The sequence below is a fragment of the Paenibacillus sp. HGF5 genome, from assembly GCF_000204455.1.
GTDB lineage: Bacteria > Bacillota > Bacilli > Paenibacillales > Paenibacillaceae > Paenibacillus_AQ > Paenibacillus_AQ lautus_A.
The window spans coordinates 18,675-32,027 of sequence record NZ_AEXS01000048.1 but is presented as its reverse complement, the minus strand read 5'-3'; the positions used below and the strand labels follow the sequence as shown (position 1 = coordinate 32,027).

12 protein-coding genes are annotated in these 13,353 nt (G+C 50.3%); 11 read left to right on the top strand and 1 reads right to left on the bottom strand.

What is annotated here, in order from left to right; all coding sequences use genetic code 11:
* The 11 genes from HMPREF9412_RS07955 to HMPREF9412_RS07905 form a co-directional block, all read left to right on the top strand.
* On the top strand, positions 1 to 433 hold a 433-nt coding region (locus tag HMPREF9412_RS07955), incomplete at its 5' end, for an NAD-dependent epimerase/dehydratase family protein (protein WP_009590901.1).
* Positions 430 to 1,428 carry a GDP-mannose 4,6-dehydratase gene (gene gmd / locus HMPREF9412_RS07950; protein ID WP_009590886.1) on the top strand — a complete coding sequence of 333 codons (999 nt, stop codon included), beginning with the start codon at positions 430 to 432 and terminating at the stop codon, positions 1,426 to 1,428. The genes HMPREF9412_RS07955 and gmd, both read left to right, overlap by 4 nt.
* Positions 1,425 to 2,885 (top strand): oligosaccharide flippase family protein, encoded by a 1,461-nt coding sequence (locus tag HMPREF9412_RS07945; RefSeq protein WP_254664016.1) that lies wholly within the window; start codon positions 1,425 to 1,427, stop codon positions 2,883 to 2,885. Before gmd ends, HMPREF9412_RS07945 begins: the two co-directional genes overlap by 4 nt.
* Positions 2,882 to 3,682: a glycosyltransferase family 2 protein gene (locus HMPREF9412_RS07940; protein ID WP_009590888.1), complete on the top strand. Its 801-nt coding sequence runs from the start codon at positions 2,882 to 2,884 to the stop codon at positions 3,680 to 3,682. The genes HMPREF9412_RS07945 and HMPREF9412_RS07940 overlap by 4 nt, the downstream gene beginning before the upstream one ends.
* The gene (locus HMPREF9412_RS07935) at positions 3,672 to 4,520 is read left to right on the top strand and encodes a glycosyltransferase family 2 protein (RefSeq protein ID WP_009590909.1); all 849 of its coding nucleotides are present in this window, start codon (positions 3,672 to 3,674) and stop codon (positions 4,518 to 4,520) included. Before HMPREF9412_RS07940 ends, HMPREF9412_RS07935 begins: the two co-directional genes overlap by 11 nt.
* A gap of 56 nt (positions 4,521 to 4,576) precedes the next feature.
* A complete protein-coding gene (locus HMPREF9412_RS07930) occupies positions 4,577 to 5,761 on the top strand; it encodes a hypothetical protein (protein WP_009590894.1) in 1,185 nt (394 codons plus the stop codon).
* 62 nt (positions 5,762 to 5,823) lie between these two features.
* Positions 5,824 to 7,047 carry a hypothetical protein gene (locus HMPREF9412_RS07925; RefSeq protein WP_085981263.1) on the top strand — a complete coding sequence of 408 codons (1,224 nt, stop codon included), beginning with the start codon at positions 5,824 to 5,826 and terminating at the stop codon, positions 7,045 to 7,047.
* A gap of 11 nt (positions 7,048 to 7,058) precedes the next feature.
* Positions 7,059 to 8,291 carry a glycosyltransferase family 4 protein gene (locus HMPREF9412_RS07920; protein ID WP_009590889.1) on the top strand — a complete coding sequence of 411 codons (1,233 nt, stop codon included), beginning with the start codon at positions 7,059 to 7,061 and terminating at the stop codon, positions 8,289 to 8,291.
* A gap of 35 nt (positions 8,292 to 8,326) precedes the next feature.
* Positions 8,327 to 9,691, top strand: a complete 1,365-nt coding sequence (locus HMPREF9412_RS07915; protein WP_009590896.1) for a sugar phosphate nucleotidyltransferase — start codon at positions 8,327 to 8,329, stop codon at positions 9,689 to 9,691.
* Between the two features lie 34 nt (positions 9,692 to 9,725).
* Entirely contained in the window at positions 9,726 to 10,274 is a 549-nt protein-coding gene (locus HMPREF9412_RS07910; protein WP_009590899.1) for a VanZ family protein, read from the top strand.
* Between the two features lie 6 nt (positions 10,275 to 10,280).
* The gene (locus tag HMPREF9412_RS07905) at positions 10,281 to 11,216 is read left to right on the top strand and encodes an LCP family glycopolymer transferase (protein WP_009590897.1); all 936 of its coding nucleotides are present in this window, start codon (positions 10,281 to 10,283) and stop codon (positions 11,214 to 11,216) included.
* 118 nt (positions 11,217 to 11,334) lie between these two features.
* Here HMPREF9412_RS07905 and HMPREF9412_RS07900 read toward each other — a convergent pair whose 3' ends face one another.
* Positions 11,335 to 13,128, bottom strand: coding sequence for a glycosyl hydrolase family 28-related protein (locus tag HMPREF9412_RS07900; protein WP_009590893.1), 1,794 nt, complete (start codon positions 13,126 to 13,128; stop codon positions 11,335 to 11,337).
* Between the last annotated feature and the right edge of the window lie 225 nt (positions 13,129 to 13,353).

Sequence of the window (13,353 nt, the reverse complement as noted above, 5' to 3'; positions counted from 1 at the left end):
GGAAACCTCCCATGTTCTTCCCGCGCTGCTGCGCAAGATACATGAGGCTAAGGAGACAGGCCAACGCGAGGTGGAAATTTGGGGTACCGGTCAGCCGAAGCGCGAATTCCTTTACGCTGACGATCTTGCCGATGCCTGTTTGTTCCTGATGAAGCATTACGAGGAGAATACAATCGTCAATATCGGTTGCGGAGAGGATGTGTCCATCCGGGAACTTGCAGAGAGCATAGCCTCCACTGTCGGTTATGACGGAAGTTTTGTCTATAACGCCTCAAAGCCCGACGGTACACCCAGAAAGCTGGTGGATGTCAGCAAGCTGACAGCCCTCGGCTGGAAGCCGTCGATCAGCCTTGAGCAAGGATTGGCCCGAACTTATGAGCACTATTTAGAATCGCAACAGATCTACAGTAAATCCGTTGGAGGATCAATATGAAAAGAGCATTAATCACTGGCGTTACCGGTCAAGACGGTTCGTATTTGGCTGAGTTTCTGCTAAGCAAAGGGTACGAGGTTTTTGGATTGCGCCGCCGGACCAGCACACCCAATTACGAGAACGTAACCCATATTAAAGATAAGATTCACTGGATATCCGGTGATTTGACCGATCTCGCCTCGTTAATCGAAGCGGTCCGTATCGCCGATCCGCACGAAGTGTATAACCTGGCAGCCCAGTCCTATGTAGCCGCTTCTTGGCCGCAGCCGCTGGCAACGGGCCAAATGACGGCGATCAGCGTAACCAATATGCTGGAGGCGGTCCGGCTGGTGAAGCCGGAGGCGCGTTTCTATCAGGCGTCCAGCAGCGAAATGTTTGGCAAGGTCGTGGAAACGCCTCAGAAAGAGACAACGCCTTTCTATCCTCGGAGCCCTTATGGCGTAGCCAAGGTATACGGCCATTGGATCACGGTGAATTATCGCGAAAGCTTCGGGATGTTCGCATGCTCCGGCATTTTATTTAATCATGAGTCGCCCAGAAGGGGATTGGAGTTCGTTACCAGGAAGGTCACGGATGCCGTTGCCCGGATCAAGCACGGTTTGCAGCAGGAGCTGCGAATGGGGAATCTGGATGCATTGAGGGATTGGGGATTTGCAGGGGATTATATCAAAGCCATGTGGCTCATGCTCCAGCAAGAGCAGCCGGACGATTTCGTGATATCAACGGGCGAAATGCACACCGTAAGGGAACTCCTTGAGGTAGCCTTCTCTTACGTGGGCTTGCATTACGAGGATTACGTCGTCATTGATCCCGAATTCGTGCGTCCTGCAGAGGTTGACCTGCTCCTTGGCGATTGCACAAAAGCTAAAGAGCAGCTCGGGTGGGAGCTTGAGGTCAGCTTTGAACAGCTGATTAAGATGATGGTAGACGAGGACATGAAGCGGGTGCGCGCAGAGATCAAATACCAAGAAGCGCTGTCGGCGGCATACGTGTGAGAAGCAAACGATCGTCCAGCACGCGGCATAAGTTAGAAAGGTTTCACGATCTTCGCAAACTCACCCGTAATCGAACGGTCAACGGCGGTTTGTGGATATTTGCAGGGCGGGCATTCTTTGCAGGGTCCGCGCTGCTCATTAATATCTTACTGTCCAGGGTACTGAATACGGCAGCCTTCGGCGCCTATTTGATGGCTTTCAATATCGCCTTTTTTGGCGGCGTGGTTGGCACGCTGGGTTTGAACCAGAGCATCATACGTTTTTTGGCCGAGCAGAGGGAGAAAGGAAAGCAGACATGGGCCCGTAAAACCGCGCTGCTGTCTCTGAAGATTGCGATGATCGGAGCAGCCGGTACAGGCATACTGTATACACTCCTGCAGCTGACGCTGCTTCGAGGCGTTTTGGGCTCGGAAATTATGGCATCGGCCGCGTTATGGACCGGGCTGTGGATCATGTTAACGGTTCTGCAAAATGTAATGGCCGAGACCTTTCGGGGACACGGTGATGTGAGGCAGGCTACATTGTTTAGCGGCGTTTTGTCCAACTTTCTCATGCTGGCAGGTTTAGGGTTGTTGATGTGGCTCGGGCGTTCATCATTATCGTTGGAGCATGCGCTCATCTTGGTTACGGTCTGCATGGGGATTAGCTGCTTCGTCGCCGGTTGGAGATTGCTGAAGCTTCTCCAGGGAGGGTTCCGGAACCAAACGAATGAGCCGGCCGCAGATCATGGGCCAAACGCCCGGCAGCTGCTTGCCGTCTCTCTCCCGATGATGGCTTCGAACGTCGCGCTGTTTATGCTCACCTCTAGCGATATCTGGATTCTGGGCGTTTTTTACGATGAGAGCGAAGTGGCGATTTATGGTGCAGCCGTACGCTTAATGGCCGTGCTTAATTTCTTCGTCGTGTTGATGAATACGCTGATGACAAGCATCATTTCCAAGTATTTCGGCAGCGGCCAGTTCCCGAGCATTCAAAATGCCGGCCGGATCATTGTTGGCATATCTACGCTGCCCGCAATCGTCATTGGAATGGTTTTTATGCTGATGGGCGAGAAAGTGCTTCAATTGGCATTTGGATCTGCCTATGGCTCAGGTCATGCCATTCTGGCTGTTTTGTCGCTGGGTCAGCTCATCAATTTATTCGCAGGCCCGTCAGGACTTCTTCTGACCTTAACCGGCCATGAGCGGACCATGTTGAGAATCACGCTGGTTACCAGTGTCGTGACGGTAATTGCGGCCGTGACGGTCGTTCATGCATGGGGGCCGTTTGCGCTTGCCGTCGTGATGGTATGCGGTTTGCTTGCGCAGAACGGTTGGATGTGGGTAGAGGTGCGGCGAAAACTCGGCATTTCGGTGCATTTCCACCCCGTTGATCTGATACGTCAGTTGATGCGTCTGGCAGGCAGGAACAAAAACATAGAACAGCAAGTTCGATTAAAGGGAGCCAGTTACAAATGATACGGACTCAATGGGTAGAAGACAGATCTGAAGTTTTTCTCTCCGTAGTCACGGTCTGCAGAAATAATCTACAGGGTCTGATCAAAACGTGGCAAAGCGTGAAGTCGCAATCCTGCTCGCTCGAATGGATCGTCGTTGACGGCAACTCGGATGACGGCACGCTGGCTTTTCTTCAGAATATTGAAGATGAACGAGTGTCCTTTGTCAGTGAACCGGATCAAGGGATATATGATGCGATGAATAAAGGACTGGAATGTTGCAATGGTCAGTATGTTGTCTTCATGAATTCCGGCGATCGATTTTATGATGATACGATTGGCGAACGGCTTCGTGTGCAAGCTATCCAGCATCAACTCCCGGATTTGCTGTATGGCGATGCGCTTGAAGAAGCGCGGTCGGGTGAACTGTTGTATAAGACGGCCCGCAGTCATAAGCGCATGTGGTACGGCATGTTTACGCATCACCAATCCATGGCTTTTAGGCGGGGAAGTTTGAGCAGCATCAGGTATCGTCTGGAATACCCGATCGGAGCGGATTATGCCCTGACAGCGGAACTCTTGTTGCAGGGCGGGACAACAGCGTACCTCCGTAAACCCATATGCATTTTTGAGCAGGGCGGTATCTCCCAAACCCAGCATAAACAAGGCCAACGGGACCAGTGGTTTATCCGTAAATCCATTCTCGGGATGCCAATCGTCCTCCGCGCTGCGATCGCGCTGCTGCAATGGGGCGTTCGTTTGGTTAAACATAGCTTTCCTAAATTCTATAAGAGGGTGCGCTTTTCCTATGAAAAATAAAATCCCGGTGTCCGTCATTATCATGACAAAGAACGAGGAAAAAAACATAGCCAAGTGCTTGGCTTCGGTATCCGCTTTTGACGAGGTGTTCGTCGTGGATTCCAACAGCACGGATCGAACATGTGCCATTGCACGGGAAATGGGTGCACATGTTATCAATTTTACATGGAATGGCCAATATCCGAAGAAAAAGCAATGGTGCCTTGAGGAGCTGCCGTTCCGCAATGACTACGTATTTTACGTGGATGCGGATGAAGAAGCCACTCCCCGGCTGGTCGCCGAGATAGAGGGGTTGTTTCAAGAAAAGCGGGATCTGGCGGCAGGCTATTTCGTGGCGTATGACTATGTATTCATGAACAAGGTGCTGAAGCACGGGCACAGGATGTATAAGCTGGTATTGTTCCACCGTCGGTTAGGCAGATTTCTGGACCATGACGATCTGTCGGCGTCGAACATGTGGGAAGTGGAAGGGCATTATCAGCCTCAGATTGATGGAAGTACCGGGGTGCTCAGCAGTTGTATGGTGCACTATGATCATGATTCCCTGTTTGATTATTTCGCGAAGCATAACCGTTATTCGGATTGGGAGGCGGTGGTGCGCACCAATGGCGGCTTTCGGAACCTGAACGAATCCCAAATTTTCATCCGAAGCCTCCAGAAGAAGCTGTTCGACCGGATGCCTTTGAAGTGGGCGGTTGCATTTATACACTCTTATATCATTAAGCTTGGCTTTCTCGATGGTTCCGCCGGCTTCCACTATGCTTTCGCACGTTCGGTTTATTACTGGCAGATCGGAATCAAGATGTCGGAGCTCCGGAAAGTAAGCCAGGGGACATGAACAGCCGTACTGCTATCGGTAATCAGTTGTCCCCGGTCCCGACTGGAGGAGGAATTATGGGGGGGCTTGCCTTTATTCTGGCCCTCTTGATTTACGCGATCTTCAGCGCGCCCTTTCCAGCCAATCCCGGCATGACGGAAGTGCTGATCGCGGCGTTGCTGGTACTGTTTGTTTCGCTTCCGACAGGAATTCTGGTCATGAGCGGCGGTTTTACGCTGTATCGCAGATATGACACCGTCCCCATGCCGCTGCATTTGGGCTTTTTTGTGCTGCTGTGGCTGGGGCTGCTGAATGGAGGCGTCATCTATCGTTGGGATTCAACGGATATACTGCGTGATCTTATTCCATGCGTATATTTGTTTGTCCCTTTATTGCTGCTTCCCGCAATGAATCGTTCCAAATTCAAATGGCTGTCTATTCTTCCGTGGCTCATCGCGGTAATGGGCGTTATTTTATCGATCAGATTCTATATGGAAGTTCGCATTTCGCCGCTCGATATCGGGAAAATGTATTATTTCGATAATTTTCTGTATTTGCCTTATGACCCGAGCGTTTCGTTTGCCGGCGTCTTCCTGACGATTATGGCCGTGCATACGTGGAAAAGCACGAATCCGCTCCGCTGGCTAAGCAGCCTGGCCATGCTGATCGGCGGTTTTTTGGCGTTAGGCTCGCTCATGGCCGTAGCGCAGCGGGCCCCGCTGGGGTTGGCTGCCCTGTGCTTTGCCGTGTATTTCGGCGTAAGTTCCGGAAGGTCCATACGGAAGCTGATCGTCATTATCGTGATCTTGATTGGAGCCGGGATTCTGGCCCAGGAGCAGATCACGAGCTCGTTTGATTTGCTGTTATCCAAGCAGGTGAACTATGGAGCGAACGGGAAGACGGATGAATTGGCGGCTGTGCTTCAGGAAACGTCCAAGTCGGTGTATACGCTGCTGCTTGGTATAGGCTGGGGGGGACTGTTTTTTGATCCGACCTACATGTCTGAGGTCTCGTTTACTCATTCGGCGTTTACCTTCTTCCTGTTAAAGGGAGGGGTTATCGGTATTACTGTCTTTTTGGCTTATCTGAGCTGGATTATATGGAAGTGCTTAAAGCGCGTAAACATGCAGAATCTCCCGTACATGCTTGGGGCCGGGGTTCCGATCATGATCGGATTGTTGTTCCAGCCCAGTTTCAAGACGCTCTCCTACGGAATGCTCCTCACCGTTCTGATCTTAAAAGATAAGGAGTCAATCCCATGAATCACAATCTGAGTTTCCCTGCTGATACATTGCATAATCGGAGCAGAAGCTCAGTGGCCAACTTGGGGGGATTCGGATTTATAGCAGCGTTGCTGTTATATGCCTTGTTCAGTTCCCCTTTTCCAGCAGAGCCCGGCATCGCAGAAGCTTTGATTGCTGTTCTTCTGATCTTGTTTGTATCGATCCCGACCGGAATCATTGTTATGGGCGGCGGCTTCTCGTTATATCGCCATTACGGGACCGTGCCTGTCGTTATTCATGCCGGCTTCTTCTTTTTGCTGTGGATTGGGCTTCTGAACGGCGGTGTTGTTTATGGGTGGGATATGACGGATATTATTCGCGATTTGATTCCGTGCGTGTATCTGTTCGTTCCGCTCCTGCTCTTGCCGGCAATGAAACGCTCAACGCTCAATTGGCTTTCGATATTGCCTTGGATCATCTCCGTAATGGGCGTTATTTTATCCATCAGATTCTACGTGGTTGTACAGATTTCCCCTCTGGAAGTGGGCAGAATGTATTACTTTGATAATTTTCTGTATCTTCCGTATGATCCCAGCGTTTCGTTTGCCGGCGTATTTCTTCCCATCATGGCGATTCATACTTGGAAAAGCTCCAGCCCGTTTCGCTGGCTGGGGAGCCTCGTGATGCTGACTGGCGGTTTCCTGGCCCTCGGGTCTCTCATGGCCGTTGCGCAGCGCGCGCCGCTTGCGCTTGCTATGCTGTGCTTTGCCGTTTACTTCATCGTAAGCTCGCGCAAATCGATGAATAAGCTGATCATTGGTCTGATCATTCTCGTCGCCGCAGGGATGCTTGCCCAGGAGCAAATATCCAACTCATTTGAATTGTTGGTATCCAAACAGGAGGATTTCGGCGCGAACGGAAAGACGGATGAGCTCGCCGCCGTACTGGCTGAAACGTCCGCCTCTCCATATTCCATGCTGCTGGGAGTGGGGTGGGGAGGCCTGTTTCACGATCCGGCGGTAAACAACATTCTTGTATCCTACACTCATTCGGCGGTTAGCTTTTTCCTGCTCAAGGGAGGGCTGATCGGGATTGCAGTGTTGATGACTTATCTGATCTGGATCCTGTATAGGGCTCTTCAGCGGTTTACGATCACCATGCTCCCCTACATGCTGGCAGCCTTTGTACCTGTCATTATCGGCTTGTTGTTTCAGGTCAGCTATAAAACCTTGTCGTACGGAATGATCCTTACCATGATCTGTTTGATACATAAGGATCCCGGTAGCGTTCATTCAGGCGGCGAAAAGAACATTCCAAGACAGTAAGGGGACATGAAATGAAAAAAGAAATCGTGTTTGTGGCCAATTATTTTCATCCGGATTATGCTTCGTCCGGGCAGCTGCTAACTGAACTTTGTTTGGAGCTCCAGCATGATTTTGATGTGACGGTTATCGCCGTTCAGCCGGAAAACGCAAATCACGTCCAGAAGAAAAGAATGTTTGAATACGATCAACTGGAACGTATACGGATTATCCGTCTCCGTACTCCTCAAGTGAATAAGCGAAGCAAATTCAGCCGCATCCTGTTTATTCTCTCCTATTTTCTATTAGCTGTTATCGCATTGCTTCGCATTAAGAAAGTGGATGTCATCTATACGATATCTTCTCCACCGATTATCGGCGGATTGATTGGCGCCATCGGCAAGGTGCTGAAACGCGGAAAACTCGTCTACAACATCATGGATTTTAATCCGGAGCAAGCCGAAGCTATCAGTTACACGAATCGAAAATGGCTGTTTCGTCTGGCCAAGAGAATGGATAATTTGAGCTGCCGCATAGCCGACCATATCATCACGGTTGGACAGGACATGCAAGAGACGCTGAACAGCCGCTTTCGTGGACGCAGGGTACCGAGCAACAGCGTAATTAATAACTGGACCGATGAGCAGGATATCACGCCGCTGCCCCGCAGCCACGCTAACGTGTCGAAGTTTTTGAAAGATCATGATCTGCAGGGGAAATTTATCGTGATGTACTCGGGGAATCTCGGTCTTTATTACGATCTGGAGAACATTATACGGGTCGCTTCGGATTTTAAGGATCATCCGGATATCCTGTTCGTTTTTATCGGAGATGGCGCCATGAAGCCCGAGATGCAGCGATATGTGGAGGAGAAGGGACTGGGAAATGTTCGCTTCCTTCCGTTTCAGCCTAAAGAAAACATCAAATACTCTTTATGCGCTGCGGATGTCCATTTGGTCGTCAATCAGAAAGGGATCAAGGGCGTCTCGGTTCCGAGCAAAATCTACGGCGTCATGGCCGCGGGAAAGCCGATACTCGGCGTTCTCGAGCAAGGAAGCGAAGCCGCCGTCCTAATTAAGGAAAGCGGATGCGGAGTCGTTGTGGAACCGCAACAATATCGCGAAATCTCCCAACACATAGCGAACATGTACGCATGCGGTCCGGAAACGTTGGAATTGACCGGACGTGGTGGAAGATTGTACTTGGAACGGTATCTCGCTAAGGCTCAGTCAATCGACAAATACCGGACGCTCCTGCAGTCCATATAGAATGCTGTGATAAAAGGATGGAGGGAAGTAGTAAGATGAAGATTATTTTATTGTCCGGCGGTTCGGGTAAGCGTCTGTGGCCTCTCTCCAACGAGCTTCGCTCCAAACAGTTCCTTAAGGTGCTCCCTGGAGAAGAAGGAGAATCCGAGTCCATGGTGCAGCGCGTTTGGAAGCAACTGCAGAGGAGCAACCTGGCGGATTCATCCTTTATTGCCGCAGGCATATCGCAGATTGAAATTATTCGAAATCAGCTTCCCGGCAGGGTGCCGATCATCGTAGAGCCGCAGCGCAGAGATACGTTCCCAGCGATCGCGCTAGCCGCGGTGTATCTGTATTCCATAGCCAACGTCAATTTACAGGAAACCGTTACCGTACTGCCGGTAGATCCTTTTGTGGAGGAGCCGTTCTTTCATACATTATCTTCTTTGGATCGCGTTTTGGAAGAGTCCGGAGCGGATATAGCGCTTATGGGGGTGAAGCCAACCTATCCTTCGGAGAAGTACGGTTATATTCTCTCTGAACAGACGGAGGATGCCTCGGCTGGGTACCGCAACGTAAAGAGCTTCAAAGAAAAACCAAGCGAAGAGCAGGCTTCGCAATACATCGCTCAATCCGCTTATTGGAACTGCGGCGTGTTCTCTTTTAAGCTGGACTATCTGATCCAGCTTCTCATCGATAAGGGACTGCCGATTCAATATGAGGAAATGTCCAAACAGTATGCAAGGCTCTCGAAAATTAGCTTCGATTATGAGGTGATCGAGAAGGCTCAGCGCGTCGTTGTGGTTCCTTATGAAGGGAGCTGGAAGGATCTGGGCACTTGGAACACGCTTACGGAGGAAATTCCATCGCCGATCAACGGGAAAGGGACCATCAGCGACGATTGCTACAACACCCATTTGATTAATGAACTGGATATTCCGGTAGCGGTGCTGGGACTCTCCAATGTCGTGGTAGCCACTGGCGCAGACGGCATTCTGGTTACGGAGAAATCATCCAGCCCGCGGTTGAAGGAATTTATTTCCCATATCGAACAACGGCCCATGTATGAGGAACGCCGCTGGGGATGGTACCGTGTACTCGATCTGCAAAAGCATAAGAACGGACATGAGGTTCTTACCAAGCGGATTCGGATTGATGCAGGAAAGAACTCCAGCTATCATTATCATCTGCATCGCGAAGAATACTGGACGATCACCAGCGGTACAGGTGAAGTTTGCATTCAAGACCAGGTAAAGTCCGTTCAGGCTGGGGATGTGCTCAAAATACCCGCCGGCACCTTGCATGGGATTCGCGCGCTTGAAGATCTTGAATTCATAGAGGTTCAATCCGGTACCGAAGTATCAGAGGAGGATACGATCCGGTTAACCTTTCAATGGGAAGAGATGACCCAGTTCGTCTAAGGACAAAGGTAATTTCATGACGGGGGAGAATGCCGTGGGCAGAAACAGAAGCAGCTACAGGAGCAGGAGGCTCCTGTTTATCATCGTCATTGTTTTCGTTTGGATGAGCATCATTTTTTTCTTCTCCTCCCAGTCGTACCAGCAGCAGGATCTAAGGCCGTGGCTGCAGGAACACTTGCCAGAGGCGGCGATTGAACATTGGTTTTCATGGGTTTCGTTTACTTATGCCGGAGAGATCGTCAGCATCGATGCCAAGGGTGTGCCTGGTTTCGTTGAATTTTTTATCCGAAAGGCAGCCCACATCGGGGAATACTTCGTCCTTGGTGGCCTGTTGCTGCTGCTGTTGACGAATTTGCTGCGAATCAGGGCTAGCATAGTCATACCTGTGTCATGGTGCTTGTGCGCGTTGTATGCCGTTAGCGACGAGCTGCATCAAAGCACATCGGGGTACCGCATCTTTAAGGCACAGGATGTTGTCCTGGATTCGATTGCCGCATTGGCCGGAATAACGCTGGTCAGTGCATATACATATTGGAGGTCTATGAAATCGAGGCCGAGGGAAGTGTTAGACCGGAAAGGATGACGAGGCATGAAAAAATGGCTGAAGATTACGGCGGGAGCGCTCTTGAGTCTGACCGTGCTGGCAGGCGGTTACGGTGTGTATGTGTACCAGTCCGTCAAAGCGACGGCTGAACAAATTTATGAGCAGCGGGAACCCTCATCGCCTCCCGCTTTTATAACAGCCGATCCCATCCTGCAGGAAATCCAGACGGCGGATATTGATCGGCGTGAGCCCTTTACGGTGCTTGTGCTGGGAGTAGACGAACGCCCGAATGACCGGGGAAGGTCGGACGCGATGATTATGCTGTCCGTCAATCCGTCGAAACAGTCGATCCTGATGTTTAACATTCCACGAGATACTCGTACAGTCATCGCGGACCACGGCACGGAGGATAAAATCAATCATGCCTACGCGTTCGGAGGCATCCAAATGTCCGTTCGGACCGTTGAGGAATGGCTCCGATTTCCGGTGAATTATTACGTTAAAGTCAACATGGAGGGCTTTGCGAACATCATAGACGCGCTTGGCGGAGTCGATATTGATAACGCGTTGGCATTTGATTATGAGGGCCATCATTTTGCCAAGGGACAGCTGCATTTGAACGGCCGGGAAGCATTGGCTTTTTCTCGGATGCGTTACGAGGATCCCCGCGGCGATTTAGGCAGGAACTCCAGGCAGCGTCAAATCGTGAAAGAAGTGTTGAACAGCGCGCTTGACGTGTCAACGGTCTTCAAGCTTGAAGCTTTGCTTAAGGAGGTCGGGTCAAGCGTCAAGACAGACGTCCGATTTGATGAAATGAAGACGTTTGTAACCGACTATCGCCAGGACATGAAAACCATCAAACAGATCGAAATTCAGGGAGGCGGGCAGAAGATCGACGGTGTCTGGTATTATCAAGTGAGCGAGAAGGAACGCCAGCGTATCCATCAACTGCTTAAAGAGCATATGGATCGAAACGAATGAGACGATGAGTACATGGATGCTTTATGGCTCTGACAATGAAATAGCGGGCACGAAAAGAGGGGAAGACGTTAAGTCTTCACCCTCTCTGTGTTGTATTGCATCATGACCATCGCATCGATTATCCTAACTTGATCCAGGAATGGACGCCTTTTGAACGCTGTTTGCAAATATACAGCGAATCTACCCCGTTACTGTCCTCAACCATGATGATTCGGCCGCGGTGGGCAGCAGAAGCAGCCGGTATCGCAGGCAACGGACTGAGGATCATGCTGCTGGAGCGAACCAATTCGGTAAAGACAGCCGAACTTGCGATCGTTTCCTCCCCGTAAGGAATGTTATTTACCAGATTCGGCAGCACGAATATCGAATGGACTTGGAGATTAAGCGGCTCGTATACCACGAGGTCGACGATGTCCGTGTAGTATTTCTTGAACGTTTTCGTAATGGTAAATCGTTCGGAGCCGGAAGGAAGAATAAGAGTCAGATCGTTGGTGTCCCCGCCGATATCAATAAATAGCGGCGTTGATTTCCCCGACAGGTTCGTGCCAGACAGCACGAAGGTGTAATATTCATGCTTATGCAGACGTTCTACGGTTCTCATACGGAGCTTGGTCTTTGAGCCGGTCGAACTTTGGGTGACGATACAGCCGGATGGAGCCGCTTGTTTAAAGGCAAAATCCGGGTCAGGTTCGACGGAATACGGGACATCATTCGTAAACATGGCGCTGAGAGACGGGTTTCGAAGCAGGTTATGGCCAGAGGAGCCGATATAAGGTACGGTACGTCGTTCCGTTAAATAGAACGCATCCCGAAATGATGTCCGGTCCGCGATATTCTCGACAACTACGCAGCCGACAGGGTCCTTGATAAGCGTGCCGTGTGTCGTATTGGGATGATTGGCTTGAATCCGGTAGTTACGCGGTCCGAGGATGATATCCTGCGATGCCGTAGAACCCGGATCTACGGTGACGATGTATCCTTTATTGGGATTGTAATCCGTGATCGCGTAGTGATCCAGACGGCATCCGTCAATCCACACGCCTGACGTATGTCCGTAAATTCCCACAAAGCTCTCATAGGTCGCTTCCGCGTGGCATTCTTCGATCGAAACGGCACGGGCATTATCCAGCTTGATGAGTGGGGCGGTCATCACTTGATTCGCCGCAATCGCATCCCTCATGACATCTTCCTCGGTGCGTCCCTCTGCAGGAGAAGCAGGGGGGACGGTTTGTTCGCTTCTCTCAAACGCCGTTGAGGTTATATGAATGCTGTCCGAATTCACAATTTCCAGATGGGGGTAATTTCGCACAGACCTGGAGAAGAAACAGCTATCAATCGTTGTGCACAACACAATATCCTCTAACTTTAAGCCCGTACCCAAGTAACCCGTCTCCTGCCAGAAACGGCAATCGCGAAACGAGATCATATAGCCTCCATAGCCCGAGGTGGGATTCGTCCCGCTTCGCATCCCCTGAATATAAACTCCGAATTTTCCTTCACCGCATGCGCTTGAGAAGAAACGCTCAAACATTTGGTGTGCGCCCTGCGGCAGATAGATGCCTCCACCCGCAGCGTGGTTAATATAAAAATCCCTAAATAAGATAGTCTCGGCCATGTCTTTATCACTGTATAGGGCAAAGTCTGTTCCCGTATAAATAATACCGCTGTCATACATTCCGTCCCCGTAGATGGTAAGTCCAATTCCTTGCGTGGCGTTGGTGTTGGGCCTTTCCTGTTTCGGTAATACCAAGGTTTGCGTTATGCGATATCGGCCTTTAGGCATATAGATGACGGAATATGCACCGGAGGCACACGCTTGGATCGCTTGTTGGAAGGCTAACGTATCATCTGAAACGCCATCACCTTTTGCACCGAAATTTTTCACATTGGCTTGACTGTTCAATACAGGCATTTTCGTACCCTCCCATCTGTCGGAATGTTATCCTCATACAAAATATGATCAAGCATCGGTTGGAGTGATGCCAATTCACCTAATTGTCCTTAAATACCAAGAAATATTTATGTTTTCGTTTGACAAAAGAGTGCAAATTTATTAGGATACATTCTGTATCAACAACCATTATATCAAGCCATTTCTTATTGGGAGTGGAACATTCATGGAAAATGAACTGAAAAT

Coding starts and splice junctions, on each gene's coding strand:
- HMPREF9412_RS07935 (WP_009590909.1), top strand. CDS start 3,672: ATGAAAAATAAAATCCCGGTGTCCGTCATTATCATGACAAAGAACGAG.
- HMPREF9412_RS07915 (WP_009590896.1), top strand. CDS start 8,327: ATGAAGATTATTTTATTGTCCGGCGGTTCGGGTAAGCGTCTGTGGCCT.
- HMPREF9412_RS07905 (WP_009590897.1), top strand. CDS start 10,281: ATGAAAAAATGGCTGAAGATTACGGCGGGAGCGCTCTTGAGTCTGACC.
- HMPREF9412_RS07920 (WP_009590889.1), top strand. CDS start 7,059: ATGAAAAAAGAAATCGTGTTTGTGGCCAATTATTTTCATCCGGATTAT.
- gmd (WP_009590886.1), top strand. CDS start 430: ATGAAAAGAGCATTAATCACTGGCGTTACCGGTCAAGACGGTTCGTAT.
- HMPREF9412_RS07940 (WP_009590888.1), top strand. CDS start 2,882: ATGATACGGACTCAATGGGTAGAAGACAGATCTGAAGTTTTTCTCTCC.
- HMPREF9412_RS07930 (WP_009590894.1), top strand. CDS start 4,577: ATGGGGGGGCTTGCCTTTATTCTGGCCCTCTTGATTTACGCGATCTTC.
- HMPREF9412_RS07900 (WP_009590893.1), bottom strand. CDS start 13,128: ATGCCTGTATTGAACAGTCAAGCCAATGTGAAAAATTTCGGTGCAAAA.